Source organism: Pseudonocardia sp. NPDC049154 (genome assembly GCF_040648315.1).
Taxonomy (GTDB): domain Bacteria; phylum Actinomycetota; class Actinomycetes; order Mycobacteriales; family Pseudonocardiaceae; genus Pseudonocardia.
In genome coordinates this window covers 13,362-39,593 of the sequence record NZ_JBEZDN010000003.1, presented here as the reverse complement: position 1 = coordinate 39,593, position 26,232 = coordinate 13,362, and the positions used below count along the sequence as shown (strand labels likewise).

The following is a 26,232-nucleotide window of genomic DNA, read 5'->3' as shown; positions in this document are numbered from 1 at the left end:
GCCTCAGTGCGCGGTCCAGCCGCCGTCGACGACGAGGGTCTGGCCGGTGACGTAGCTGCTGGCGTCGCTGCAGAGGTAGAGGAGGGCGCCGTCGAAGTCCGAGACCTGCCCGTGGCGGGGCAGGATCGTGTTGCTCAGGATCCACTCCTGCACGCGGCGCTTGTGGATCACCTCGCTGGTCATCTCGCTCTCGAAGAATCCGGGGACCAGCGCGTTGACCCGCACCCCGTGCGGGCTCCATTGCGCGGCCCACTCGCGGGTGATCGCCTCCAGCCCGCCCTTCGACGCCGCGTACGTGGCCTGCGGGAACCACGCGATGCCGGCCCGCGCGACGATCGACGTGACGTTGACGATCACGCCCGCGCCCCGTTCCTTCATCGACGGGTAGATCCGCTGCGCCAGGGTGATCGGGGCGACGAGGTTGACCGCCAGCGTCTGCGCGATCTGCTCGGGCGTCTCGTCCTCCGCCTTGGCCCCGCCGGCGATGTACGCGGCGTTGTTGACCAGCACGTCGATCGGGCCGAGTCGCTCGACGGCGGTATCGACGAGGCCCGGGAGCTCCTCGACGCGGGCCAGGTCGAACGGCAGTGGCACGCAGCCGTCGTTCTCCTTGGCGATCTCCTCCAGCAGCTCCGGGCGGCGGCCGACGATGCCGACCGTGGCGCCGGCGGTGGCGAGGGTCTCGGCGAAGCGCCGGCCCAACCCGGCTGTGGCGCCGGTCAGCAGGACCGTGCGCCCCCCGAGGGAGAACAGTTCGGCGGCGGTCGTCATGGGCGTGCTCCTCAGGACGGCGACTGGCGTTATCCTTACATATCTTGTAAAGATAGCGGAGTAAAGCGACCCCTCGGCGAGGAGAGGCAGCGCGCATGCCCGACACATCGGTCTACGACACGGTCCTCGTGGACCGGGCGGACGACGGTGTCGCCACCGTCACGATCAACCGCCCCGAAGTGCTCAACGCCTTCAACGAGCAGATGCGCCGCGACTTCGCCCGGCTGTGGGCCGAGCTGCGCGCCGATCCTGCCGTGCGGGCGATCGTGCTGACCAGCGCCGGGGAGCGTGCCTTCTCCACCGGCCTGGACACCACGGAGCGTACGTCCGGCTCCGACTCGCCCTGGCTGGACACCGTGCAGCCGTGGGCCGAGTCGGAGGATCCGGGCCGCGAGCTCGGTCCCAAGTCGAACGAGGTGTGGAAACCGGTCGTCGCGGCCGTGCGCGGAATGTGCGCGGGCGGGGCGTTCTACTGGATCGGCGAGTGCGACATCGTGCTCGCCACACCGGAGAGCACCTTCTTCGACCCGCACGTCACCTACGGCATGGTCGCCGCGCTGGAGCCGATCAGCCTGAGCTACCGCATGCGGTACTCGGACGTGGTGCGGATGGCGGTCATGGGCCTGCACGAGCGCGTGACGGCCGAGACGGCGCGCGAATCGGGCTTGGTCAGCGAGGTCGTCGAGGCGGAGAGCCTGCTCGACCGGGCCCACGAGCTCGCCGCGACGATCGCGGGGCAGCCGCCGGCCGCCGTGCAGGGCACGGTCAAGGCCCTGTGGAGGTCTCGTGACCTCGGCCGGGAGCAGGCCATGGCGTCCGCGCTGATGTACACGCAGATCGGCAACCCGATCGGGGTCGACGGACTGGACTGGGCCGCGGCCAAGCCGAAGAAGTGGACCGCCCGATGAGCGAGTGCCGGCGAGCGAATCACGGGCACAGCGCCTGCGCGCAGCGCCGACCGAGCGTCAGCGAGGGCGAGCGATGAGCGCCGCGACGCTGGTCCCCACCACGGCGCCGGACACCGAGGAGGAGGCCGACCTCCGCGCGACCGCCCGCGACATCGCGCGCCGCTGCCGCGACACGGCGGGGGAGGACCACACCGCCTGCTGGGCGGCGCTCCACGGCGCCGGCTTCACCCAGCTCCGCGAGGCGGACGAGGACGGCTCGCCCCTCGCGACCGCGACCATGACCGCGATCGTGGTCGAAGAACTGGCGGGCGCGGTCTGCGGCGCGCCGCTGGTCGGCGCGCTGCTCGCGGGCGAGCTGGCGCGGCTCGGCGGGGTCTCCCCGGACGCGCCCGCCACCGTGCTGCTCGCCGAGGACCTGGCCGGGCTCGCCGACGACGGCGCCGGTCTCGCCTGGGACGCCGGGGCACCCCTCCGGCACGCACTCGCGCTGTCCGGGGACGGCCTGCTCGTCGTCGATCTCGGCGAGCCGACGGGGACCCAGGACCTGTCGCGGTTCGTCGCCCGCTCCTCCGGTGCAGCGCGCCGCCTCGGTGCCGCGCCCTCGGCGGACGCGCTGGAACGCTTCGCCTCCTTCGCGCGCCTGCTGCTCGCCGCAGACCTCCTCGGCACGGCCGGGCGGGTGTTCGCCGACGCGGTCGAGTACGCCAAGCAGCGGATCCAGTTCGGCGTGCCGATCGGGTCGTTCCAGTCAGTGCAGCACCTCTGCGGACGGGCGTACGCCGAGGTCGAGGCGTTGCGCAGCGCGGTGATCACCGCGGCCTGGGCGCTCGACGCGGGCGCGGAGCACCGGGAGACCTCGCTGGTCGCCAAGTCCTACGCCGCGCGGGCCGGGGTCGAGATCGTCGAGCACGCGGTGCAGGTGTTCGGCGGCGTCGCGATCACCTGGGAGTTCCCGGCGCACCGGCACCTGCGCCGCGCGTTGCTCGACGCCGAGGTGTTCGGCGGCGCCGAGGCCACCGCGGACGCGCTCCTCGCCCTCGTCGACCAGGAGGCCACCGATGGACCTGAGTGAGAGCCCCGAGCTGGTCGCCTTCCGCGACGGCCTGCGGAAGTGGCTGCGCGACAACGTCATCGAGCAGGGGCCGGACGAGCCGCGCGGGCTGTTCCTCAAGCGCTGGCACCAGGTCCTGTTCGCCGGCGGCTGGGTCGGGCTGTCCTGGCCGACCGAGTACGGCGGCCGCGGGCTGAGCAACGTCTACGACGTCGCGCTCAACGAGGAGATCGGCGCCCTCGGCGCACCCGACGCCCCACGCATCGGGTACATGGGGCGTGCGTTCCTGCAGTGGGGCACCCAGGAGCAGCGCGATCGCTACCTTCCGCGGCTGCTGAGTGGCGAGGACTACTGGTGTCAGGGCTTCAGCGAGCCGAACGCGGGCTCGGACCTGGCCAACCTCTCCACGCGCGCCGAGCGGACCGAGACCGGCTACCGGATCACCGGGCAGAAGGTCTGGACCAGCTACGCCGAGCACTGCGACTTCTGCATCCTGCTGGCCCGGACCGGGGAGCCGGGCGGGCGACACAAGGGCGTCTCGGCGTTCGTCGTGCCGATGCGCTCGACCGGGATCGAGGTCCGGCCGATCGTCGCCACCACCGGCGAGTCGGAGTTCTGCGAGATGTTCTTCGACGGCGTCGAGGTGCCCGAGGAGAACCGGCTCGGCGCCGAGGGCGACGGCTGGCCCATCGCGATGATGACCGTGGCCTACGAGCGGGGCGCCGCCGACGTCGGCTACCTCTCCAAGTTCGGTGCGGCGCTGGGCGAGCTCCGCGCCCTGCTCGGTGACCGGCTACGGACGGACGCCGCAGTGCGCCGGCGGGTGGCGGATCTCGAGGTCCGGTTCCGGATCCTCACCACGCACGTCCGGCGCCGGCTCGCCGAGCGCGACCTGGCCGACACCCTGCCCGGGCCGGAGATGTCGGTGGACAAGCTGCTCATGACGGAGGTCGACCAGGCGCTGCACCGCGCGGCGATCGACCTGCTCGGGGCGTCGGCCGTGCTGCCGGCGGAGTCCGACGCGGCGGGGGAGTGGATGCGCCGCTACCTCTACTCGCGGGCCGCGTCGATCTACGGCGGTTCCGAGCAGATCCAGCTGAACCTGCTGGCCCAGCGGGTCCTCGGGCTGCCCCGCTGAGCTGGCCTACGGGGGAGCGTCCGGCGGGCCCGCCGCCGGGGTCCTCCGCCGCGGGGCCGGGTCAGAGTGCGCTGGCCCAGCTCCGCGCCGGGTGTGTCTCCAGCTCGTGCAGGCGGGCGATCTCGGACTGTCGCGCCGTCTCGTCCCGCAGCCCGCGCACGGCGCGGGCCGACGAGGCGTCGACGACGCGGTCGCCGAACTGGGAGAGCATGTTCTGCTGCGAGGCCTCGAGGTGCGCGCGGGCGTACCGCTCGGCGCCCGCCGCGTCGGCGTCTAAGATCTTGTCGGCGATCCTCCGGTGCGCGGCGAGCACCTGCTTCTGTGCGTCGACGGTCGGGTACCGGCCGAGGTCGGTCGCCTCGTGCGCCCAGGTCTCCTCCTGCGTCGACCAGATCGCGACTAGGCTGCGCACGATGATCCGGGTCGTGGCGACCGGGGTCTGGGCCACCACGAGGTCGTGGAACTGGCGGGCGCGGTGGGTGAACGCCGGCCCGTCGCCGATGACCTCCTCGGTGAGCCGGAGGTTGCCCTCGACCAGCGGACGGAGGGCCTCCCGTGCCCCCTCGTCGGTGGCGCAGGTGGCCGCGCAGGCCGGCTCGAACATGAGGATCGAGCTGCCGAGGTCGCGCAGGTGCACCTGGTCGCCCTGCAGCGCCACCCCGATGGAGTGCGACACCGAGCCGCCGTCGGGCATGTGGATGAGCGCACCGCCGGCCTTCCCGCGGCGGACGGTGATCAGGCCCTCGCCCTCGAGGATCCGCAGCGCCTCCCGCAACGGCGGGGCACTGACCCCGAACATCGCGACGAGATCGTCCTGCTTCGGCAGCAGGCCGCTGGTGTGCACGCCGTTCAGGATCTGCTCGCGCAACTCCGAGGCGATGAGCTCGGCGAGCCGCGGCTGCACTCGAGCGCGCCGGGACAGACCCGGGGTTTCTGCCATGCTGGATCCCATCCGTCGGCCGCGAAGTCGATTCCTCGATAAGTTTACACTGATGAGCAGCGGACGGGCCGTGAACAGCGGGTTCCGACCCGGCGGGTCTTGTCCTCCGTTCTGGTGATCCACAGTGGAGTGTCGGACCGAGCCCACGTAGCGAGCGCTCCTCCGTGTCGAGCGCTCCGGCTGCTGCGGTCCGAGACCGTGTCTGATCCTGATGTTCGACGTCAGCGAGGCCGGGTGGCGATCAAGGCTGCGGACGTGGTGTGTGCTCGCAGGTAGTCGTGGAGCCGTAGAGCTCGAGTGCGGCGTTGCGATCGCCCTCGGTCGTCGCGAGGTAGACGGCGAAGCGCGGGGAGGACAGCCAGTCCTCGACCCAGCCGTCAGCCGTCATGCCTGACCTCCCACGAGCGCAGGTGCTACCCTGATGAGCGAATAGCCCCGGATGGCCCCTGACCTCTTTGGTCATGTCACCGGGGCTTTGATCTTTGCACGGGCCGGGACTGCAGCGACCCTGACGACAGTGGGTCGCCGGTTCGCGGCGACCTCCTCGCGGGAGGGGTCTCCGGTGTTGCGGAGGTCCGTCCCCAGGCGCGAGGCCGTAGAGCCACTCGTGGTGCAAAGCCGTGTTCGTGGTGCGAGTTGTGGAGGCTGTAGTAGTCGGCGCTGTTGTTGCGTCCCGTCCATGGCCCCGAGCAGCGCGGCCATCCGGGCGGGCAGCATCCGGCGCAGCTTCAGCAAGGCAGACAGGGCCGCCTGGTCGTCGCCGAGCACGCGGGACCGGGCGGCCTCCCGCAGCGCGACGGCGAGGGCGAAGGCGTCCTCGTCGTCGAGGACGAGGTGGATCGCCCGGCCGCCCCCGCCGAGCCGGTGCCCGCCGAACCGCCCGGATCGGACTCCACCGAGTACCCGATCTCGCGGAGGCGCGCGATGTCGCGGCGCACGGTCCGCTCGGTGACCTCCATCCGCGCCGCCGGCTCGGCCGCCGACCAGGACGGCCGCGAGGCCAGCAGCGAGACGACCTGGAGCAGACGGGAGGACGTGCCGGTCACACCCGTGGCTGCCGGGGAGCGACGTGCGCCGAGGGGGAGGGACGCGGGCGGCTGACGTAGCAGTCGGCGTGGAACCAGCCCGCGGACTCCTTGCCGGTCGGGTCGAGGCCACGGGAGCGGACGTCGGCGACGGCTGCGTCCTGCTCCGCCGCGTCGACGAAGCGGCGCTGGCGGACGGTGCCGGGCAGGCGGTGGGTGGCGAGGCCGTGCGCGTCGAGCACGCCGGTGATCTCGTCGTAGTCGAAGACGCGCAGCACGAACGCCACGAGCCGGACGTCCGACGGCAGATGCGTGAGCAGGCGGGTGAACGTCGGCGGGCCGACGTACCCGACGCCGCCGGTACACACCACCGTCCCCACCGTGGGGAGCGCGGCGGCGAGCCCGGGGGACGGGTCCGCGCGTTCGAGGTCCTCGGCGAACCCGCCGGCGAGCAGCCCGGCCCGGGACGCGTAGCCGACCGCGGGGGCGGAGGCGTCGAGGCCGAGGACACGCACGTCGGGGCGCTCCTCCCAGGCACGGAAGAACGCGGCGTCGGCGGCCGCGAGCGCGGCCGGGGACAGCTCGGCGAGGGCGGGATTGGTGTAGCGCGCCGCGAGCGCGCCGAGCCCCACGGAGGTGCGGAGCAGCGCCGCGTTGGTGCCGTAGGAGCAGCAGAGGTCGAGCACGGTCCGCGCCCGTGCGTCCCGGTCGGCTCCGTCGATCTCGGCGCGGACGACGGGCAGGGCGTGCGCGGGGACCTGGTACTCCAGCGGCGCGAGGGCGGCGAAGTAGGCCCGCGGGTCCGGCGCGGTGTAGATGCCGCTGAAGTCGGCCTTCGAGGTCGCGGTCCGCGCCCGGGTCATCCGGGAGCCTCCTCCGCGGCGAGGAGGGCATCGAGCTCGGCCACGGCCTCGCGGAGGCGGTCGGCGAAGACGTGCATCCGGTCGGCCACCGCGCGCGGGGTGGCGAGGTAGACGTCGAAGCGGTCGTGCTGCAGCCCGTACCCGACGCCGATGCAGGTGGGGCTGGTGGAGCCGAAGCCGAAGTACTGGATGCGGGGTGAGGGGACGGAGCTGGTGGAGAGATGGTCGTCGCGCAGGATCGTCCATCCCGGACTGTCGAAGAACGGCAGCTCCGGGCCGCCGCGGCGGCGCTGGATCCACTGGAGCTCCCAGAGGTGCTGCTCGGGGGCGTCGCCGGCCTGGCACTCCTTCGCCCGGCGCACGTGGGCCTCGGCGGCGGCGCGGAAGGCGGCCCGCCGGGCGTCGTCGTCCACGGCCGGGTCGGTCATCGCGTCGGCGAACGCGACGATCTCCGGGGTCACCACGCGCATGGCCTCGGTGCGGCCGTGGTGGAAGCGGCGGGTGGCGATCGACTCGTAGGTCGCGCCGGTGAGGCCCGTGGCGCGCCGGTGGGCGAGCTGGAAGGCCAGCTGGGCGAACGCGTCGGGGGAGCAGCGCAGTTCCTTGGCCCGCAGGCTGGTGAAGCCCTCGATCGTCAGGGTCGACGTGGCGCAGGCCGCGGCGAAGTCGGCGAACTCGGATGCGGCCCGGGCGATGTCGGCGCGCAGGGCGTCGTCGAGCCGCCAGCGGACGGGGGCGGCGGAGGCGGGGCCCGCGCCGGGGAGGTCCGGGGTCGGAGCGCCGAGGATCGCGTCGACGTAGCCGATGACGGTGGTGCCGTCGAGCTCGCAGTGCTCGCCGTTGAGCCCGGCCGTGCCGTCGCCGAACACGATCAGCGTGAGCGACTTGTCGAACCACCGGTTGCCGGAGTCGCCGTGCAGGAGGATGTCGCACGCCTCGCGCGGTTCGGCCGGGACGGCGTCCTCCAGGGCGATGCAGAACAGCGCGGTCTCGATCGTCTCGAGGGCGTCCGCGTTGTGCTCACGCAGCGCGTCGCGGCTCTCCGCCCAGGCCGCACGGGCCTTGGTCGTGAGGCTCCCGACGCCGTCGCCCCGCCCGGCGGTGGCCGCGACGACGGCGCGGAGGCCCTCGGCGATCTCCGCGGCCGAGTGCGGCGTCCCGTCCGGCGCGATCACGTCCAGCCTGACGACGTGGCCGCGGTGGAACACCACGACGTGCCGCTCGGTCGACGGTCCCGGCCAGGCGTCGGTGTAAGGGGTGCGGCTGGTGTCGATCTCGCGGCCGGGGATGCGACAGGCCGAGAACAGGTACTTGAGCTGCTCCATCGACAGCGGCGCACCGCGCTGGGTCGCCGGCGGGACCGCCTGGGCGTCGACGGCGAGCTTGTAGGCGACCGTGGCGGCGGTCAGCTCGGCGGCGCGCTCGATCCGGCCGAGGCCGGGGGCGTCCTGGAAGAGGAAGAAGAAGTTGGCGTTCAGCGCGATCCGGTCGCGGCGGCCGAGATAGCGGGAGCGCCAGAACGCATCCAGCCAGCTGTGCACGCCGGGCGTGGCGTCGTAGGCGCGCAGGGCGGCGTCGAGCTCCGGGGCCTCGGCGGCGAGGAACTCGTCGAGGGCCTTCTCGGTGCGGGCACGCTCGTCGTCGGTCAGCAGGGGCGCGCACCACTCCAGGAACCGCCGGGCCGTGTCCTCGAGGGAAGGCAGCGGCACCCGGGGCAGGGCGTCCTCGTTGCCGAAGGTCAAGGGGGAGAGGGTCACCGGGAGCCCTTCAGATCAGGAGCCGGTCGACGCGGCCGGCGCCGGCGGGGACGGAGTGGGCGGCGGTGACCCGGCCGAACAGCTGCCGGGCCCGGGCCGCGGTGCCGACCACCCCGGGCCGGCGGCTGTAGGCGAGGATCGCGCTGTGCCGGTCCCGGCCGCCCGCCACCGGACTGACCCGGTGCAGCGAGTACCGGCCGGCGAAGAGCTGCAGGTCGCCGGGGCGCAGATCCAGGGTGCGGACGGCGGTGTGGTCGCCGTCGAGGACGGCGGAGACGGCGTCGAGGTTCTCGGCCCGCGGCGACCGGATGCCGGGGCAGTACTGGAACACCCCGCCGGCCTCCGCGGCCTGGGTCAGCAGGCTGACGGTGAACTCGTTGGTGTCGAAGTGCCAGGGGTGCTCCCGGCCGGGGGCGACGACGTTGAGCACCAGGCCCGACAGCGGGTCGGCGAGCGCGAACACCTCGGGCAGGCCGAACGCGGCGGCGACGAACCGCTGCACGGCGCGGTCGGTGTGGAGCCGCTGGATCAGCGCGTCGGCCGGGATCCGGTCCCGGGCCACGAACGCGTTGCCCCGCTCCATGAGCCGCTGTGCCGGGTGCCCCGCCGGGAGCGTGGGGTCCGGGTCGGTGTTGTAGACGTTGACGACCTCGGTCTCGTGGTGGGCCAGCGGCGCCAGGGCCCGGCCCTCCTCGCGCAACGCCTCGACCTGCCCGGCCCGCACGAACCCGGGCAGCACGCAGCAGCCGGACTCGCGCAGGTCGGCCCGCACCCGGTCGACCAGGCCCGGATCGTCGAGCGGATAGCGGTCGGTGTCCACGATCGTCGGGTCCACGCGGCCCCACCCTTCACGTCGTCGTGCGAGCGTCGGTGTGCGGAACGTAGCGGCTCGCCGGGTGGACCAGAACTCTCCGACCGCAGGGTCCCCGGGGTGGTGCTCAGGTCTCGGGCAGGTTCTGCACGTGCTGGAAGCCGAAGCGGCCCTTGATGCAGAGGTGCCCGTGGGTCACGGAGTGGTCCGACGGGCTCGTCACGTTCACGATGCTGCCCTGCTGGACGTGCAGCTCCAGGTTGCAGCCGACCCCGCAGAACGAGCAGATCGTGGTGGTCACGGTCTCCGCCTCGGGATGCCAGTCCCCGTCCTCGCGGAGCTCGTGCTCGCGGACCGACTTCAGCGCGCCCGTCGGACAGACCCCGATGCAGTTGCCGCAGTACACGCAGGCCGAGTCGGGGAGCTCGCCGTCGTACTCGGTGGCGATGTGGGCGTCGAACCCGCGGCCGGCGGCGGAGATCGCGAAGGTGAACTGCGCGTCCGTGCCGCAGGCCTTCACGCACTTGTAGCAGAGGATGCAGCGGGCGTAGTCGCGCACGTAGAGGTCGTTGTCGACCTTGACCGGCTGGGCGACGTTCGCCGCCGTCGCCCCGTCCGGGGCGTGGTGGTGACCCGGCCGGCGACCCGCGCGGTCGTCCTCGGCGGGGGCGGGCGGCCCGTACCGGTCCGGGTCGACGCCGTACTCGACCATCCAGCGCTGCACGTCCGCACTCGCCTGGGTCATGTCGGTGGACGAGGCGAGAAGTTCCAGCACCATCCGACGGCTGTGGCGCACCTTCTCGGTGTCCGTGCGCACGACCATCCCGTCCTCGACCTTGCGGGCACAGGACGGCACGAGCACCCGGGAGCCCTCGACCTCGACCATGCACACGCGGCATGCGTTGATCGGCGTGAGGTTCGGCGCCCAGCACAGGGTCGGCGTCTCGACGCCCCGGTCGCGCAGGACGTCGAGGATCGTCGATCCCTCGGGGACGCGGACCTCGCGGCCGTCGACCGTGACGGTGACGAGCCGGGAGATCGAGCCGAGCAGCACGGTCACAGCAGCCCCAGTTTCAGTGCGGACATGACGGCGGCCGGGGCGGTCTGCCCCAACCCGCAGATGGACGCGTCCTGCATGACGCGGGCCAGGTCGTCGAGCAACGTCAGCTCCGGGCCCTTCGCGGCACCCCGGGTGAGCCGGGCCAGCGCCTCCTCCTGGCGGACGGTGCCGACCCGGCAGGGCACGCACTGTCCGCAGGACTCGTCCCGGAAGAAGGCCGCGATCCGGCGCAGCGTCCCGGTCAGGTCGGCCTGCGTGTCGAACGCCAGCACCACACCGGAGCCGAGGGTGGCACCGATCTCGCGCGCGGCCTCGAGCGTGAGCGGCACGTCGAGGTGCTCGGGCAGGACGAACCCGCCCGCCGCGCCGCCGAGCAGGACCGTCCGCAGCTCGCCGCGCACGCCCCCGGCCAGGTCCAGCAGCTCGCGCAGCGTGGTGCCGAACGACACCTCGTAGACGCCGGGCGTGCCGACCGCGCCGGACACGCAGAACAGCTTGGTGCCGGTCGAGCGGCCGCCGCCGACCCCGGCGAAGGCCTGGCCGCCGACGGCGAGCACCGGCAGGACGTTGTACAGCGTCTCCACGTTGTTGATCACGGTCGGCTTGCCGAACAGCCCGCTCGTGGCGGGGAACGGGGGCTTGTTGCGAGGCTCGCCGCGGTGACCCTCGATCGAGTTGAGCAGCGCGGTCTCCTCGCCGCAGATGTAGGCGCCGGCCCCGCGGCGCAGCTCGATGTCGAAGCGGAAACCGTCCCCCGCCACGTCGTCGCCGAGGTACCCGTGGGCGCGCGCGGTCGCGATCGCGTGCTCCAGGCGCCGGGTGGCGAGGGGGTACTCGCCGCGGATGTAGAGGTAGCCGCGCTCGCAACCGGTGGCGTATGCGGCGATCGTCATGGCCTCGATCAGCCCGAACGGGTCGTACTCCATGAGCACGCGGTCCTTGAACGTGCCGGGCTCCGACTCGTCGGCGTTGCACACCAGGTAGTGCGGACGGCTGGGGGCGCGCGCGACACCGTCCCACTTGACCCCGGTCGGGAACGCGGCCCCGCCGCGCCCGGTGAGCGAGGAGTCGGAGACCTCGCGGATGACCCGTTCCGCGCCGAGCTCGACCGCGCGCCGCAGTGCCTCGTAGCCGCCGTGGGCGCGGTAGTCGTCGATGCTCTCCGGGTCGACGACGCCCACCCGGCGCAGCAGGGTCAGCTGCGGCTGCCCGGCCTGCGGGACGCTCACGGTGACGTCGGCGAACGCGGCGTCGGCGGCCGGGACCTCCGTGGGCTCCTCGGTCGCGATCCGGTCCAGCTCCGCCCGCAGGCTCCCGATCGCCGCGGGCGCGACGCTCACGTCCGGCCGCTTGGCCAGCTGCAGCAGCACGGCCGGGGCCCGCTCGCACAGGCCCAGGCACGGGCTGCGCACCCAACAGACCTCCTTGCCCTCGCCCTCCTCGCCGAGGTCCTCGGCCAGCCCGGCGATGACGTCCTCGGCGCCGGCCGGCGCGCACGCCACGTCGTCGCACACGTGGACGACGTGCGGCGCCCGTGGCGCGACGCTGAACATCGCGTAGAACGTGGCGACGCCGTAGACGTCGGCGGGCGGCACCGACAGCACCCTCGCCACGTGGTTCAGCGCGCCCGGCGTGAGGTGCCCGACCTCGTCCATCACCGCGTGCAGCGCCGGCAGCAGGATGTGCCGACGGCCCCGGGCGGCGTGTCCCGCGTCGGGGAAGCGCACGTCGGCGCCCGGGACGTCGTCGGGCGACCGGTGCGCCGCGAACGCCGCGTCGACGGCGCGGCGCTCGGCCTCGGTCGGCGCGGTGCCGGACAGGCGCAGGTCCATCAGATCTTCTCGATGCGGATCGCCGTCGCCTTGAACTCCGACGTGCCCGACTTGGGGTCCCACGCGTCGTTGGTCAGGACGTTGATGTCGACCTCCTCGGAGAAGTGCGGCGTGAACGACGCCAATCCGGGCCGCAACGACGGGTCGAACGCCACCGGCGCCTCGACCGCGCCCCGGCGGGACACGACCCGCACCCGTTCGCCGTCGGCGATGCCCAGCTCCGCCGCGTCCTCGGCGTCCATCCGCAGCGACTCGCGCCGCCGCATCGGCGAGGAGTACCCGCCGCTCTGCACGCCGGAGTTGTAGGCGTCGAGGATGCGGACGGTGGTGAGCCGGATCGGGAAGTCCTCGCTGAGGACGTCGAGCGGGGCGGCGTGCTCCACCGGCATGAACGGCGCCAGGCGGCCGCGGTCCTCCGGATCCTCGGCCCACAGCCGGGTGTGCAGCGTCTGCGTGCCGGGATGGTCCTCGTCGGGACACGGCCACTGGATCCCGCCGAGCGCGTCCAGACGGGCGTAGGACATGCCGGCGTGCCAGTTCAGGGACAACGACCGCAGCTCGTCCCACACCTCCTCGGCGGTCGGCTCGCCCCAGGGGTGACCCATCCGCTCGGCGACGCCGCAGATGATGTGCGAGTCCGGCCGGGCCGACCCCGGCGGGTCGATCGCCTTGCGGACGCGCTGGACGCGCCGCTCGGAGTTGGTCACCGTGCCCTCGTACTCGCACCAGTCCGCCGCGGCGGGCAGGACGACGTCGGCCAGCTCGGCCGTGGCCGTGCGGAAGATGTCCTGGACGACGAGGTGGTCCAGGCCCTCCAGCAGGTGCCGGGCGTGCGTGGCGTTGGCCTCCGACTCGGCCGGGTTCTCCCCGATGCAGTACAGCGCGCGCAGCGTGCCGGTCTCCATCGCCTCGAAGATCTCGGACAGGTGCATCCCCGGCTTCGGCGAGATCGGCACGCCCCACGCCCGCTCGTAGCGGGCGCGTGCCACCTCGTCGCCGAGGTCGTAGCCGCCGGGCAGCTTGGCGGGGATGGCGCCCATGTCACCGCCGCCCTGGACGTTGTTCTGCCCGCGCAGCGGCACCAGCCCCGACCCGTAGCGGCCGACGTGCCCGGTCAGCAGCGCGAGGTTGATCAGGGCGAACACGTTGTCGGCGGCGTTGTGGTGCTCGGTGATGCCGAGCGTCCAGCAGATCTGGGCGCGGTCGGCGCGGGCGTAGGCGTGCGCCAGGCCGCGGATCAGGTCGGCGTCGACGCCGGTGATCTCCTGGGCGCGCTCGAGCGTGTAGGGCTCGACCGTGGCGCGGTAGTCCTCGAACCCGGTGGTCGACCTCTCGACGAACACCTCGTTGACCAGGCCGGCGTGGATGATCTCGCGCCCGATCGCGTTGGCCAGCGCGACGTCCGTGCCGACGTCGAGGCCCAGCCACCCGTCGGCCCACTGCGCGGTGGACGTGCGCCGCGGGTCGACCGACCACATCCGGGCGCCCTTCTTCAGGCCCTGCAGGACGTGGTGGAAGAAGATCGGGTGCGTCTCGCGCGCGTTGGAACCCCACAGGACCAGCAGATCGGCGTCCTCGGCCTCGACGTAGGCCGACGTACCGCCACCCGCTCCGAACACTGCCGTCAGACCGACGACCGAGGGAGCGTGTCAAGTGCGGTTGCAGGAGTCCACGTTGTTGCTGCCCATGACCACCCGGGAGAACTTCTGTGCGACGAAGTTCATCTCGTTCGTGGCCTTGGAGCAGCTGAACATCCCGAACGCCTCGGGGGCGACGCCGCGGAACCCGGCGGCGGCGCGGTCGAGGGCTTCGTCCCAGCTCGCCGGGCGTAGCACGCCGTCGTCACGGACGAGCGGCTCGGTGAGGCGGACGTGGCGGGGGCGGCGCGGCATCGGGCGACCTCCTGCTCGGACGGCGAGGACCAGCCGCGACCAGCCTAGTGAGAAATGTGACTCCGCACACGGGGGCGCGGGCAACTGGACCCGGCCGACCGGCCAGGGCCGCGTCGATGGTGCTGCGGTGATCCGCAGGCCCGTCCGGGGCGCGGGAGTGGCGCCGGACCGCATCGTCGCGGCGCCACCGGGCTCGACGGAGCGAGCCCGCAGGGCTCACTTCTTCTTCTTGCCCTTCTTCTTCTTGTCCTTCTTCTTGGCCATGGCGCACCTCCCCAGCTCCTCGGCGTAACCCCTCGTCAACGAACGTCAACCTAGCATTGACGGCGCGATCGTCAAGGGAAAGTTGACGATGGTCGTCCGCTCGAAGGGGTGGCCGGCGAGCCCGACGTCGTTCGTCCGGCCTGCACGCACCTCAAGGCCCTACCAAACGATTGTCTGGGCGGGTAGCGTCGGCCCGCGGCGGACCAACGGAGGTGTCGCGATGGACTTCGAGCTCACTGAGCAGCAACAGCTCTTCCGGAAGACCGTGCGGGAGTGGGTGGACCGCGAGGCGCCCAAGTCCTGGGCCCGGGAGCTCGAGCGCGACGAGCACCATTTCCCGCACGCGCTGTTCGACAAGTTCACGGCCGCGGGCTTCCACGGCATCGGGATCCCGGAGCAGTACGGCGGCCAGGGCGGGGACGTGCTGACCCAGATGATCCTGGCCCGCGAGCTGGCGCGGTCGCTGGCCGGGCTGACCTGGGTCTGGGGGATCACCTCCTTCGCGGGCGGCAAGTCGGTCGGGCTCTACGGCACCGAGGAGCAGAAGGCGGAGCACCTCCCGGCGATCGTCGAGGGCCGCGAGAAGTGGGCGATCGGGTTCACCGAGCCCGGCGGCGGCACGGACCTGCTGGGCGGCATGCGGACCCGGGCGCGGAAGGTCGACGGCGGCTGGGTGGTGACCGGGCAGAAGACCTGGAGCTCGGCCTCGCACGTGGCCGACTACATCCTGCTGCTGGCCCGGACCGCCGACCACGGCGAGAAGCGGCACCAGGGCGTCTCGCTGTTCATCCTGCCCGCGAAGGCCGAGGGCGTGACGATCCGCGAGATCCCCAAGCTGGGGATGCGTGCGCTCGGCTCGTGCGACGTCTTCCTCGACGACGTGTTCGTCCCGGACGCGAACCTGCTCGGCGAGCAGGACCGGGCCTGGTACATGCTGCTGCCCACGCTGAACAACGAGCGGATCATGCTGTCCTCGTTCTGCGTGGGGATCATGGACGGGGTCCTCGAGGACGCGCTGCGGTACATGCAGGAACGGGAGGCCTTCGGCGGGCCGATCGGCCGGTTCCAGGCGCTGCAGCACCACGTCGCCAACATCGCGATGTGGCGCGACCAGGCCGAGCTGATGGTCTACCGCGCGGCGTGGCTGCAGTCGTTGGGCCGCCCGTGCGGGCAGGAGGCGAACATGGCGAAGGTCGTGGCCTCCGAGCTGGCCGGGCAGGCGGCCGACCTGGGGCTGCAGATCCTCGGCGGCATGGGGTACTCGGCCGAGACGGACATGCAGCGCTACTGGCGCGACGTGCGGTTGTTCCGGATCGGACCGGTCACGAACGAGATGGCCCGCAACGGCATCGCCGAGGGGCTGGGCCTGCCGCGGTCGTTCTCGTGAGCGCTGTGACTCCGGGGCTGACGATCCCGGGCCTGGTCCTGCGGGCGGCCCGCGAGCACCCCGACTCCGACGCGTTCGTCTTTCCCGAGGCCCGGCAGACCTACCGCGAGCTGCTCGCCTCGGCGACCGAGGTCGCGCGGGCGCTCACCGCGCTCGGGGTGGGACCGGGGGACGCGGTCGGCACCCTGATGCCCAACGGGCTCGCCTTCGCCCACGCGATGATCGGGACCGCGATGACCGGGGCGCTGTTCGTGCCGGTCAACGCCCGGCTGGCGCCGCGGGAGATCGCGCACGTCGTCCCCGACTCGGGGATGACGGTCCTGCTCACCACCGACGCCGTCGACGAGCACGTGGACTACGTGGCGCGGCTGCACCAGGCCTTCCCCGAGCTGGCCGCAGCCAGGTCCGGGAGCACGCCGGCCCTCGCGGGCGCGCCCGCGCTCGAGACGGCGGTGGTGCTCGGGACCCGCGCGGCACCCGGCTTCCGCACCGGCGCGGACTTCCTCGCCCTCGGCGCGGCGGTCGACGAGGCCACCGCGCTGGCGGCGGCCGAGGCCGTCACCCCGGACGCGCCCTACATCATGATGTACACCTCCGGGACCACGGCCGAGCCGAAGGGCTGCCCGCTCACGCACCGCTCCGTCGTCGGGCTGGGGCGGGCGGTCGGCGAGGAGGCGTTCGCGCTCACCGCCGCCGACCGGATGTGGAACCCGCTGCCGATGTTCCACGTCAGCGCGCAGGCGCCGATGGTCGGTGTGCTCAACGCGGGCGCCGCCTGGCTCTCCATGACCCACTTCGAGGTCGACGCCGCGATGGACCAGATCGAGCGCGAGCGCGCCACGATCCTCTACCCGGCCTATCCCACGCTGACCGGCCCGCTGCTGCGCCATCCCTCGTACGGCCCGGACACCTTCCGGCGGGCCCGCGCGATGCTCACCGTCGGCCCGCCGGACCTGCTGCGCAGCTTCCAGGAGCAGCTGCCGCACACCGCGCACGTCAGCTGCTACGGGTCCACGGAGACCGGCGGGGTCGCCATCATGGGCCGGCTCGACGACCCGCTGGAGGCGCGGCTGACCTCTGGCAGGCCCTTCACCGGCGTCGAGGCGCAGGTCCGGGACCCGCTGACCGGCACCGCGCTGCCGCCGGGGGAGACCGGGCCGCTGTGGATCCGCGGGTTCAACCTCTTCCAGGGCTACCGCAACGACGCGGCGAAGACCGCCGCGAGCTTCGACGACGAGGGCTGGTTCCACACCGGCGACCTCGCCTCGATCGACGCCGCGGGCAACCTGACCTTCCGCGGCCGCACCAAGGACATGCTCAAGGTCGGCGGCGAGAGCGTCGGCTGCCTGGAGGTCGAGGCCCATCTGGCCGCGCACCCGGACGTGCAGGTCGCGGCGGTCGTCGGGGTCCCGGACCCGAAGTACGGCGAGGTGCCGGCGGCGTTCGTCGAGCTGCGGCCCGGCGCGGCGCTGACCGAGGAGGAGGTGCTCGCGCACTGCCGCGCGGGCCTGGCGAAGTACAAGGTGCCCCGGTACGTCCGGTTCACCGCCGACTGGCCGATGTCGGCAACCAAGATCCAGAAGTTCCGCCTGCGGGACCGCCTGCTCGACGAGCTGTCGGCCGGGGTGTGACCGGCCGTGCGGTCGACGAGGTGGTGAACAGGAGGAGGGCGCCGCGCACCGGCACCGCGCCGCCCTTCCGCGCCGACGACGGCCGCTGGCAGGAGCTGCTGGAGATCGCGGCCCGGATCTTCGCGCGCAAGGGCTACCGGTCGACCACCCTGCAGGACATCGCCGACGAGTTCGGCGTGCTGAAAGGGAGCCTCTACCACTACATCCGCAGCAAGGACGAGCTGCTGTTCGAGGTCGTCCGGTCCGTCTACGGGGCCGGCCTGGCGAACCTGCGCGCGCTGGCCGCGGCCGACCTCGATCCCGTCGAGCGGCTGCGGGCGGTGATCCGCGGCCACGTGCTCTACCTGACCGACAACCTCGTCGGGACGACGGTGCTCCTGCACGAGTTCGACCAGCTCTCCGAGGAGCACCGGGCGCGGTTGCCGATCCGCGAGTACCAGGCCGTGGTCGCCGACCTGGTCGCCGGCGCGCAGACCGATCCGCGGGTCAAGCCGGACCTCGACCCTCAGCTCACTGCCCTCGCCGTGCTGGGGGCGGCCAACTGGGTCTACCGCTGGTACCGGTCGGACGGGAAGCGCTCGCCGGAGGAGATCGGCGAGGCCTACGCCGACCTGCTGGTCGACGGCATGTTGACCCGAACCCTGGCGGGGGAGCCCGCGGCGCCTTAGACGACGATCAGCGCGGAGGCAGCGGTGCCGATGCTGCGGAAGAAGATGATCATCGCCTGGAAGGCGTTGCCGACCGCTGCTCCTGCTGCCGCCGGGTTCGGGATCACCCAGATCAGCAGGACCAGCACGATGATCAAGCCCCATGCCCACCGTGGCATGACTCGATGGTGGCATCGTGCAACCGACCTGCACCAGGGGCGGCGCTGGTCGATCTGGGGGCAATACGCTCTCTGGCGACGACCGGACGCCGACTCGTTGGACCGTTCGGCCGGACGTCCGGCCGACACGCGGCCCTGGCCCCGCCCGTCGGGGTTCGGCGCGGTGGAGGGCCGATCGTCCCTTGCGCTCCGGACGCGACCATGCCGGTCGACCGGGAGGCGCACGGCGTCTAGCGTCCCGGCCCATGCCGATGAACGCCGTCCATCGCCGGTTGTGCCGCTCCGCGGGCTGGGCGGAGCGGATGCACGGCCAGGTCATGCCGTGGGCGCTCGACGGCGTGGCGCTCACCGGCGAGGTACTGGAGATCGGCCCGGGCTACGGGGTGACGACACGGTGGTTGGCCGAGCGCGCCGGACGCCTCATCGCCGTGGAGGTCGACCCGGTGCTCGCCGCCGACCTGCGGTGGGATCTCGCCGGCCGGGTCGAGGTCAGGACCGGCGACGGGGCGGACCTGCCCTTCCCGACCGAGAGCGTCGACGTGGTGGTCTGCTTCACGATGCTGCACCACGTCCCCTCGGCGGCGCAGCAGGACCGGCTGTTCGCCGAGGCCGCCCGGGTGCTGCGGCCCGGCGGGACGTTCGCGGGCTCGGACAGCCGGGTCTCGCTCCGGTTCCGGCTGCTGCACGTGCGCGACACCATGGTGCCCGTCGACCCGGCGACCCTGCCCGACCGGCTCCGTGCGGCAGGCTTCGGCGAGGCGGAGACGGGCCTGGGAGGGCGCTCCTTCCGGTTCAGCGCGACCACGCCCCCGTAGGGCCGCCTGCGGTCGACCTCCCGCTACCGGTCGGGGCGACGCACACTTCCGGATTCGTGATCGCCGAGGGTGTGCGCTGAGGGCTCGCCACCATCGCACAGCATCGCCGATCAACGGTGCCGGCCGCAGCTCGTAATCGCGAAGTTGCTGCACGGGCGACTCAGAGCGCGCCGGCGGCGGCGTGCAGGTTCTTGGCCGCCAGCGCGAGGCCTCGCCGAGTCGCAGGCCTGTACGCGGGCCGGGCGACGGTGCTGGAGGCCGCCCGCGCCTACGACGCGGGCGAGGACGTGACGCTGGCCCCGTCGTCGGCCAAGCTGTTCTGCAGCGAGATGCTCGGGCGCGTCGCCGACCGGGGTGTCCAGGTGCACGGCGGGATGGGGTACATGCGCTCGGTCCCGGTGGAGCGGTTCTACCGCGACGCCCGGCTCTTCCGGATCTACGAGGGCACGAGCGAGATCCAGAAACTGATCATCGCCCGGCGGCTGCTGGCCGGCGTGGCGGGCTGAGGAGGACGTCATGGAGCTGCTGGCAGGGCGGGCCGCCGTCGTCACCGGTGGGGCGGCCGGGATCGGGCTGGCGATCGCCCGCACGTTCGCCGCGCACGGGGCCTCCGTGGTGATCGGGGACCGGGACGGCGAGCCCGCCGAGTCGGCCGCGAAGGAGCTGGGCGAGCGGGTCACCGGCGTGGCGTGCGACGTGCTGGTGCCCGAGGAGGTCGACGCGCTCGTACGGACCTGCGTCGACCGGCACGGGTCGCTCGACGTGATGGTCAACAACGCCGGCATCCTCCGGGACGGCACGCTGCGCCGGATGACGCTCGAGGACTTCGAGGCCGTCGTCGACGTGCACCTGCGGGGCTGCTGGCTCGGCGTCCGGGCGGCCTCGCTGGTCATGCGCGAGCAGCGCCGCGGCGCGATGATCAACATGTCGTCGATCTCGGGCAAGGTCGGGATGATGGGCCAGACCAACTACAGCGCCGCCAAGGCCGGCATCGTCGGGCTGACCAAGGCCGCCGCCAAGGAGCTGGGCCACCTGGGCATCCGCGTCAACGCGATCCAGCCGGGCATCATCGCCACCGCGATGACCGCGGACCTGCGCGAGGACATCCTCGAGGCGAAGCGGGCCGAGGTGCCGCTGGGCCGGATCGGGGAGCCGGACGAGGTCGCGAACGTCGCGCTCTTCCTCGCCTCGGACCTGTCCAGCTACATGACCGGCACCGTGCTCGAGGTGACGGGCGGCCGGCACATCTGAGCCTCCCTACGCTGAGGTCGTGGAGCTCCGGCAGGCCAGGTACTTCCTCGCGGTCGTCGAGCACGGCGGGGTGGCCGGGGCCGCCGCGGCGCTCGGGCTGGCGGGGCCGTCGGTCTCGCAGGCGGTGCGGGCGCTGGAGCGCGAGCTCGGCGCGGAGCTGTTCCACCGGATCGGCCGCGGGATGGTGCTCACCGCGGCCGGCCGGGCGTTCGTCGGGCCGGCGCGGCGGATCGTCCGCAGCGCCCTCGCCGCCGACGGGGCCGCGGTCGGCCCGGGCGGTCCGGTCCGGGGCAGGCTCGACGTCCTGGCCTCGACCTACGTCGCGGTCCATCCCGTCGCCGGGATCGTCGGGGCCTTCCGCCACGCGCACCCGGAGGTCGCCGTGCGGATCGGTGCCCTCCCGGACGACGACGACTGCGCCGCCCTTTGAGGGTCTCCGCACCCCAGGCCCGCCACCTCGAGGAACGCGGCGACGGCGGGGGAGAGCGGCCCCGGGCGGTGGGCGACGACGACCGGGCGGTGCAGCGGCGGGTCCAGGCCGACCGTCCGTGCACCGGGCAGCTCCCGCGCGGCCCCGGCCCGGGAGACCAGGGCGGCCCCGGCGCCCGCGCCGACGAGCTCCCACAGCGCCTGCCGGTGCGCGCACTCCACGGCGGTGCGCGGCTCGCCCAGCTCGGCGCGCAGCCAGCTGTCGCCCAGCTCCGTGACGAGCGGGACCTCGGCGAGCCGGGACCGGGGCAGCGGATCGGGCAGGTCCTCCGTACCGGTCGTCACCTGCACGATCTCCCGCCCGCCGGCGTCGTGGCGGCAGAGCGGGTCCCGGTCCGCGGGCGGGCCGTCGGTCAGCGCCACCTCGCAGCGGCCCGCGCGCAGGTCGGCCTCGACGCCCTCGGCGGTGCCGTCGAGAAGCACGAGCCGGACGCCGGGCAGGCGCCGGCGCAGGGCCGCGGCCAGCTCGGGCAGCGGATCGACGGCGAGCGCCGGCACCGCGGCGATCACGAGCTCGCCGGCCCGCAGCGCGACGACCTCCTCGACGGTGCGCCGGGCCCGCTCGACGTCGGCGACGATCCGGCGGGCCGGTTCGACCAGGGCCCGACCCGCGGGGGTGGGGACGAGGCCGCGGCCGGACCGCTCGAACAGCACGACGCCGAGCTCCTCCTCGAGCCGCCGGATCGCCTCCGACAGCGACGGTTGCGCGAGGTAGAGCGCCTGGGCCGCCCGGGTGACCCCGCCGTGCTCGACGACGGCGAGGAAGTACTCGGCCGCCCGCGGTTCCACGGCCCGACCCTAGGGGCCGGTCAGGCGTCGAGCTCCTGCAGCCGGGCGGCCAGCTCGCGGCGCGAGGAGAGGCCGAGCTTCGCGTAGATGTTGCTGAGATGGAACGCGACGGTGCGGCCGGTGATGAACAGGGTCGCGCCCGTCTCGCGGTTGGTGCGCCCGGCGGCCACGGAGCGGGCCACGGCCAGCTCCTGCGGGGTGAGGCCCAGCGCGTCGCCGGACGAGGGCGGGTGCAGCCCGGCGGAGCGGAGCAGCTCGACGCACTCGGCCAGGAAGGGGGCGGCACCGAGGCGGGCGAGGCGGTCGTGGGCGGTGCGCAGCAGGTCCACCGCCGGGCGCCGCTCGGGGCCGGCCAGGAGCAGCCGGCCGAGGGCGACCTCCAGGCGGGCCCGGCCGAGAGCCGCACCGACGTCGTCGGCCGCCGCGAGGCCCTGCCGGTAGGCGTGTTCGGCCGCCCCACGATCCGCCCGGAGCTCCTCGCGCAGGCCGCGCAGCCGAGCGGCCTCCACCTTCGGCCAGCCGGGCGGGCGGCCCGCGATCCGGGCCTCCAGCGCGCGCAGGGCGTCGTCCGCCTCCTGCTCGCGGCCCAGCCCGAGGAGGGCCTCGGTGCGCAGCGCCCGCCAGCCGACGGTCCCGAGGTTGTCGGTCAGCCGGGCGAGCGCGGGATCGTCGTAGGGCCGCAGCGCCTCGAGCATCGCGCCGTGGTCGTGCTCGGCCTGCGCGAGCGTCGCGGCGGCGAGGGCGGCGTACGCGCGGCCGCCCCACCAGGGCAGCGCCTGCGCGACGCCGGCCGCCGCGGCGGTGTGGGCGCGCGCCGTCTCCCGGTCGCCCCGGCCGGCCGCGACGTAGGCGGCGATGGCCCGCACCACGCCGCTGCCCATCACCACGCCCGCGTCGCGGGCGAGCGAGATCGCCAGCTCCGCCTCGACGGTCGCCTCCTGCCAGTCGCCCGTCCGGTAGTGCGCCTCGGCGAGGTAGCCGAGGGTGAGCAGGCGGCCCTGCATCGGCAGCTGCTGCGCCCGGTCGTCGACCACCTCCGACAGGATCCGGGCGGCTCCGGCGGCGTCGCCGGCCCACAGCGCGAGGATCCCGCGCAGCGCCCGCGCCTCCACGGACACGGGACCGGACCGCCCGGCGTCGAGCACGGCGTCGGCGTCCGCGTGCCGGCCCTCGGCGGCCAGCGCGACGACCAGCACGAACCGTGCCGTCGCCGCGACGTCGGAGGCCTCGTGGGCGGCCAGCGCCTCCTCCGCCGAGGTGACGGCCCGGGCGGTGTCGCCCTCGATGAGCGAGACGAGCGCGAGGTGGGCCGCCGCGGCCGGCCGCCGGGGGTCCTGCCGGCCCCCCTGCTCGACGGCGGCCGTGAGCTCCTCGCGGGCCACCGCGAACCGGCCGGTGAACGCGGCGAGCTGGCCGAGGACGCGGCTGCGGCCGGGGCTCGGCTCCGCCGCGCGCACCTCCGGCTCCGCCCGCACCCCCGCGGCGAGGTCCCCGCCGGCGAGCATCGACTCCAGCGCCCCGACGAGCCGGGCCGACCGCTCCCGGTGGGTGGGGCTGAGATCGGCCGCGGCGAGCAGGTGCGCCGCCGAGTCCCGCCACCGCCGCCCCGCGCGCTCGGTCTCGCCCAGCTCCTGCAGTTCCGCCGCCAGGACGGCGTCCGGCCCGACGGCGGCGGCGATCCGGTGTTCGAGCGCGGCCGCGCCGCCCAGGCGCTCGGCCGCGGCGGCGTGCAGGGTGTGCCGCCGCTCGGGGGAGAGGTCGGCGTAGACCGCGGCCCGGATCAGCGGATGCCGGAACACGACGTCGGGCCGCACGCCGGCCGGCACCTCCTGCAGCACCCCCGCCGCGACGGCCTCGCCGAGCGCCGCGAGCGGGTCCGGCACCCCGGCCAGGGCGGCCACGTCGGACAGCGCGGCCCGCACGCCCAGCACGGCCGCGGCCAGCACGACCTCCTGCGCGGGGCGCGACAGCGCGGCCACGCGGACGAGGACCAGCGAGCCGAACGAGCGCGGTGCGGGCAGGGTGACGGCGAGGTCGAGCAGGTCGGCCGGGGGGATCTCCTCCAGCAGCGCCCGGACGTGCATCGGGTGCCCCTCGGTGTGGCCGCGCAGGCGGCGCGCGGCGGCGGGGGGCAACTCGGGTCCGCCGAGGGCGGTGGAGAGGGCGCCGACGTCGTCGGGGTCCAGCCCGGTGAGCGAGATCCGGCGGAGGAGGGGCTCCTGGGCGAGGACGCGGCCCCAGGCCGGCGACGGCGTGTCCTCCGCGCGGATCCCGGCCACGAGCAGGACCTGGTCCCGGCGGAGCCGCCGCACCACGAACACCAGCGCGCGCACGGACAGCTCGTCGGCCCACTGGGCGTCGTCGACGACCATCAGGACCGGGCCGGCGGACTGCAGCGCGCTCAGGACCTCCAGCAGCGCCGCCCCGACGTCGACCGGGTCGGCCCCGGAGGCCGGCCCCGCGGCGAGGACGGGCAGGTCCGCGACCAGCTCGGCCGGCACGTCGGCGAGGAGCTGCCGCAGCAGGCCGTACGGCATGCCCGCCTCGGCCTCGTCGCCGGCGACCCACAGCACCGTCCCCGCGCCGGCCCGGTCGCGGAAGCGGTGCAGCACGGAGGTCTTGCCGATCCCGGCCCCGCCGGTCAGCCACACCACCCGCGCCTGGCCGGCCCTGGCCCGGTCGAACTCCTCGGCCAGCACGCGGAGTTCCTCGCGTCGCCCGACGAACTCGTCCGGCGCGGTCATGGTGGCAGTGTGCGCGCGATCACGTCGGAAGTCGATGGAGGACGGCCGGTCGGTCCACGGTGGTCACGCCGCCGGGCCGGATGGCGGCGCAGCGTCAGGTGAGGTCCGGGGTCGTGCGGAGCGGTGGGTGATCGCAGCCTGCGTGCGTTGGGGAGCGTGTGTGCGCGCGGTCGTTGATCATTCCGGCCGACCAGCGTCATGATCGCGGGCTGCGTGGGGTCGGGGCGTGTCCGCCGGCCGTCGGCGCACCCTGATCTCGTGTCCGCTCGGGCGTGATCACCCGGTTGTCGCGAAGCAAGCACGTAACGCTGTTGTCGCGCAACCCCATATACAACTTCCGAGTGAATTCTCGACCGGTGTGAAACAGACGGGTCCTCCGGAGGGATCTACCTGCACAACTCGCCGCAAGGGCGCGGCGGGGCACTGATCGGCGGGGCATGGGGGTGCCGTCGCCGGTCGGGAAGGGGGGAACCTTGACCGCTCGCAACGACATCAGGAGAGCGACGTCGGTGACGTCCCGGAGGCGGCGATCCCGCCGGCCACCGGGGCTCGCGGCCGCTGTACCCGTGCGGCTCCCACCCGGTCCACGCTGACCGGTCACCGACCACTCGAATGCCGATTCCCGGGACGGACCACCCCGCACGACGCGGGACCCACCCGGCACACCGGCCGCCCTCGCGCCCCGCGCGACGGCCGAAGATCCACCCGGGTCCGGAGGGTCGCGCCGGCGCGCCCGCGGACCGGAACCCCGAACCTCCGTCGTTCTCCATCACGGTCTCGCCGGCGCGACCGCGCCACGGGCGAGCAGTCAGACGAGGAGGGCCACAGTGCCCGTCATCTCCGAGCCCCATCAGTACAACGAGGATGCGCTGTACGTCGATCTGGCCGCGATCGTCGACCAGCCGCTGCACCTCAAGTGCGAGGGGTTCAACTTCGCAGGATCGATCAAACTCAAGGCGGCCACCGAGATGGTCGAGGCCGCCGAGCGGCGCGGCGTGATCCACCCGTGGTCGGTGCTGGTCGAGTCGTCGTCGGGCAACCTCGGGGTCGCGCTCAGCCTGCTCGCGGCCAGCAAGGGTCTGCGGTTCGTGTGCGTGACCGACTCCCGGTGCAACCTGGCGACCCGTCGGATGATGGAGGCGCTGGGGGCCGAGGTGCACGTGATGACCGACCCCGACCCGGAGGAGGGGCTGCTCGGGGCCCGGTTGCGGCACGTGCGCGAACTCCTCGCCTCGGACGAGAAGTACGTGTGGCTCAACCAGTACGGCAACGCCGACAACTGGCGTGCGCACTACCGGCGGACCGCGCCGGAGATCCACCGCGAGTTCCCGGACCTCGACGTGCTGTTCGTGGGCGCGGGCACGACCGGAACCCTGATGGGATGCGCGCGCTGGTTCCGCGAGTACGCGCCGGAGGTGCGGATCGTGGCGGTCGATGCAGCGGGATCGGTCACCTTCGGCGATGCGCCGGGGCGGCGGATGATCCCGGGGCTCGGCAGCAGCGTGCCGTCGCAGTTCCTGCAGCGGTCCCTGGTCGACGACGTGGTGCGCGTCGAGGAGGCCGACACCGTGCGGATGTGTCACCGGCTCGCCCGCCGCGGGTTCCTGTTCGGTGGCTCGACCGGCACGGTCGTCAGCGGTGCGACCCGCTGGCTGGCCGAGCACGGCACGCCCGGGACCGTGTCGGTGGCCCTGGCCCCCGACCTCGGTGAGCGCTACCTGGACACCGTGTACCAGAGCAACTGGGTCGAGGCGCTCTACGGCGACGAGGTCCTCCGGGACGAGGAGGACGCGGTCCCGACGCAGCGCGCCTGCTCGGCCTGACCGTCACGGCCCGTCGATCGAGCACCTCACACCGCCGGCGGTCGACGTCGGCGCGGGGGTGCTGTCGTGCTGCGCCTCCGCGTCGGCGAGCCGGCGCGCGGTCGGCCGGCCCGCCGCGGAAGGGCGCACTCGACGCGACCCGCGTCGCGGCGTCGCAGGAGCGCA

At 73.7% G+C, this 26,232-nt stretch carries 23 protein-coding genes and 1 pseudogene; 11 read left to right on the top strand and 13 right to left on the bottom strand.

From position 1 onward, the window contains the following. Positions 1 to 3: 3 nt before the first annotated feature. Entirely contained in the window at positions 4 to 771 is a 768-nt protein-coding gene (locus tag AB0B41_RS02940) for an SDR family oxidoreductase (protein ID WP_358198267.1), read from the bottom strand. 95 nt (positions 772 to 866) lie between these two features. Between AB0B41_RS02940 and AB0B41_RS02935 the strand changes: the two genes are divergently transcribed. From AB0B41_RS02935 to AB0B41_RS02925, 3 genes are all read left to right on the top strand, one after another. Beyond that, on the top strand, positions 867 to 1,679 hold the full coding sequence (locus tag AB0B41_RS02935; protein ID WP_358198264.1) for an enoyl-CoA hydratase/isomerase family protein: 813 nt from the start codon (positions 867 to 869) through the stop codon (positions 1,677 to 1,679). A 73-nt stretch (positions 1,680 to 1,752) separates the two neighbouring features. Next, positions 1,753 to 2,751, top strand: a complete 999-nt coding sequence (locus tag AB0B41_RS02930) for an acyl-CoA dehydrogenase family protein (protein WP_358198262.1) — start codon at positions 1,753 to 1,755, stop codon at positions 2,749 to 2,751. Next, on the top strand, positions 2,738 to 3,868 hold the full coding sequence (locus AB0B41_RS02925) for an acyl-CoA dehydrogenase family protein (RefSeq protein WP_358198260.1): 1,131 nt from the start codon (positions 2,738 to 2,740) through the stop codon (positions 3,866 to 3,868). The genes AB0B41_RS02930 and AB0B41_RS02925 overlap by 14 nt, the downstream gene beginning before the upstream one ends. 61 nt (positions 3,869 to 3,929) lie before the next feature. Here AB0B41_RS02925 and AB0B41_RS02920 read toward each other — a convergent pair whose 3' ends face one another. The 9 genes from AB0B41_RS02920 to AB0B41_RS02880 form a co-directional block, all read right to left on the bottom strand. Beyond that, on the bottom strand, positions 3,930 to 4,808 hold the full coding sequence (locus AB0B41_RS02920) for a GntR family transcriptional regulator (protein WP_358198258.1): 879 nt from the start codon (positions 4,806 to 4,808) through the stop codon (positions 3,930 to 3,932). Positions 4,809 to 5,049: 241 nt separating this feature from the next. Next, a complete protein-coding gene (locus tag AB0B41_RS02915; protein WP_358198255.1) occupies positions 5,050 to 5,196 on the bottom strand; it encodes a hypothetical protein in 147 nt (48 codons plus the stop codon). 340 nt (positions 5,197 to 5,536) lie between these two features. Further along, positions 5,537 to 5,854, bottom strand: a complete 318-nt coding sequence (locus AB0B41_RS02910) for a helix-turn-helix domain-containing protein (RefSeq protein WP_358198253.1) — start codon at positions 5,852 to 5,854, stop codon at positions 5,537 to 5,539. Beyond that, positions 5,851 to 6,696, bottom strand: a complete 846-nt coding sequence (locus AB0B41_RS02905; protein ID WP_358198251.1) for a class I SAM-dependent methyltransferase — start codon at positions 6,694 to 6,696, stop codon at positions 5,851 to 5,853. Before AB0B41_RS02905 ends, AB0B41_RS02910 begins: the two co-directional genes overlap by 4 nt. Then, positions 6,693 to 8,453, bottom strand: a complete 1,761-nt coding sequence (locus tag AB0B41_RS02900) for a choline/carnitine O-acyltransferase (RefSeq protein WP_358198249.1) — start codon at positions 8,451 to 8,453, stop codon at positions 6,693 to 6,695. Before AB0B41_RS02900 ends, AB0B41_RS02905 begins: the two co-directional genes overlap by 4 nt. 10 nt (positions 8,454 to 8,463) lie before the next feature. Continuing rightward, positions 8,464 to 9,288: an arpA protein gene (locus tag AB0B41_RS02895; protein WP_358198247.1), complete on the bottom strand. Its 825-nt coding sequence runs from the start codon at positions 9,286 to 9,288 to the stop codon at positions 8,464 to 8,466. Positions 9,289 to 9,391: 103 nt separating this feature from the next. Continuing rightward, positions 9,392 to 10,324, bottom strand: coding sequence for a 2Fe-2S iron-sulfur cluster-binding protein (locus AB0B41_RS02890; protein ID WP_358198244.1), 933 nt, complete (start codon positions 10,322 to 10,324; stop codon positions 9,392 to 9,394). Beyond that, on the bottom strand, positions 10,321 to 12,156 hold the full coding sequence (locus AB0B41_RS02885; protein WP_358198242.1) for an NAD(P)H-dependent oxidoreductase subunit E: 1,836 nt from the start codon (positions 12,154 to 12,156) through the stop codon (positions 10,321 to 10,323). The genes AB0B41_RS02890 and AB0B41_RS02885 overlap by 4 nt, the downstream gene beginning before the upstream one ends. Then, complete coding sequence (locus AB0B41_RS02880) at positions 12,156 to 14,048, bottom strand: molybdopterin-dependent oxidoreductase (RefSeq protein ID WP_358198240.1); 1,893 nt, start codon at positions 14,046 to 14,048, stop codon at positions 12,156 to 12,158. The genes AB0B41_RS02885 and AB0B41_RS02880 overlap by 1 nt, the downstream gene beginning before the upstream one ends. Positions 14,049 to 14,532: 484 nt before the next feature. Between AB0B41_RS02880 and AB0B41_RS02875 the strand changes: the two genes are divergently transcribed. Genes AB0B41_RS02875 through AB0B41_RS02865 form a run of 3 tightly spaced genes read left to right on the top strand, consistent with a single transcriptional unit; the run spans position 14,533 to position 17,998 of the window. Next, the gene (locus tag AB0B41_RS02875; RefSeq protein ID WP_358198238.1) at positions 14,533 to 15,699 is read left to right on the top strand and encodes an acyl-CoA dehydrogenase family protein; all 1,167 of its coding nucleotides are present in this window, start codon (positions 14,533 to 14,535) and stop codon (positions 15,697 to 15,699) included. Beyond that, positions 15,696 to 17,330 carry an AMP-binding protein gene (locus tag AB0B41_RS02870; RefSeq protein WP_358198236.1) on the top strand — a complete coding sequence of 545 codons (1,635 nt, stop codon included), beginning with the start codon at positions 15,696 to 15,698 and terminating at the stop codon, positions 17,328 to 17,330. Before AB0B41_RS02875 ends, AB0B41_RS02870 begins: the two co-directional genes overlap by 4 nt. Continuing rightward, positions 17,327 to 17,998 carry a TetR/AcrR family transcriptional regulator gene (locus AB0B41_RS02865; RefSeq protein WP_358198234.1) on the top strand — a complete coding sequence of 224 codons (672 nt, stop codon included), beginning with the start codon at positions 17,327 to 17,329 and terminating at the stop codon, positions 17,996 to 17,998. Before AB0B41_RS02870 ends, AB0B41_RS02865 begins: the two co-directional genes overlap by 4 nt. Here the strand turns inward: AB0B41_RS02865 and AB0B41_RS02860 are convergent. Then, positions 17,995 to 18,156 carry a hypothetical protein gene (locus tag AB0B41_RS02860; protein ID WP_358198232.1) on the bottom strand — a complete coding sequence of 54 codons (162 nt, stop codon included), beginning with the start codon at positions 18,154 to 18,156 and terminating at the stop codon, positions 17,995 to 17,997. The genes AB0B41_RS02865 and AB0B41_RS02860 overlap by 4 nt on opposite strands. A gap of 245 nt (positions 18,157 to 18,401) precedes the next feature. On the opposite strand from AB0B41_RS02860, the gene AB0B41_RS02855 reads away from it, so the two are divergent. The 4 genes and pseudogenes from AB0B41_RS02855 (at position 18,402) to AB0B41_RS02840 (ending at position 20,652) form a co-directional block, all read left to right on the top strand. Next, a complete protein-coding gene (locus tag AB0B41_RS02855; protein ID WP_358198229.1) occupies positions 18,402 to 18,971 on the top strand; it encodes a class I SAM-dependent methyltransferase in 570 nt (189 codons plus the stop codon). A 224-nt stretch (positions 18,972 to 19,195) separates the two neighbouring features. Next, a pseudogene (locus AB0B41_RS02850) lies at positions 19,196 to 19,477 on the top strand (acyl-CoA dehydrogenase family protein); the annotation flags it as partial. Positions 19,478 to 19,487: 10 nt separating this feature from the next. Further along, positions 19,488 to 20,222: a 3-oxoacyl-ACP reductase FabG gene (fabG, locus tag AB0B41_RS02845; RefSeq protein ID WP_358198227.1), complete on the top strand. Its 735-nt coding sequence runs from the start codon at positions 19,488 to 19,490 to the stop codon at positions 20,220 to 20,222. 19 nt (positions 20,223 to 20,241) lie between these two features. Continuing rightward, entirely contained in the window at positions 20,242 to 20,652 is a 411-nt protein-coding gene (locus AB0B41_RS02840) for a LysR family transcriptional regulator (protein WP_358198225.1), read from the top strand. Here AB0B41_RS02840 and AB0B41_RS02835 read toward each other — a convergent pair. Together AB0B41_RS02835 and AB0B41_RS02830 are read right to left on the bottom strand one after the other, a co-directional pair. Then, positions 20,538 to 21,500, bottom strand: coding sequence for a LysR family transcriptional regulator (locus tag AB0B41_RS02835; protein WP_358198222.1), 963 nt, complete (start codon positions 21,498 to 21,500; stop codon positions 20,538 to 20,540). The genes AB0B41_RS02840 and AB0B41_RS02835 overlap by 115 nt on opposite strands. A gap of 20 nt (positions 21,501 to 21,520) precedes the next feature. Continuing rightward, positions 21,521 to 24,244 carry an AAA family ATPase gene (locus tag AB0B41_RS02830; protein ID WP_358198220.1) on the bottom strand — a complete coding sequence of 908 codons (2,724 nt, stop codon included), beginning with the start codon at positions 24,242 to 24,244 and terminating at the stop codon, positions 21,521 to 21,523. 827 nt (positions 24,245 to 25,071) lie between these two features. Between AB0B41_RS02830 and sbnA the strand changes: the two genes are divergently transcribed. Then, positions 25,072 to 26,067, top strand: a complete 996-nt coding sequence (gene sbnA, locus AB0B41_RS02825; protein ID WP_358198218.1) for a 2,3-diaminopropionate biosynthesis protein SbnA — start codon at positions 25,072 to 25,074, stop codon at positions 26,065 to 26,067. The last annotated feature ends 165 nt before the right edge of the window (positions 26,068 to 26,232 follow it).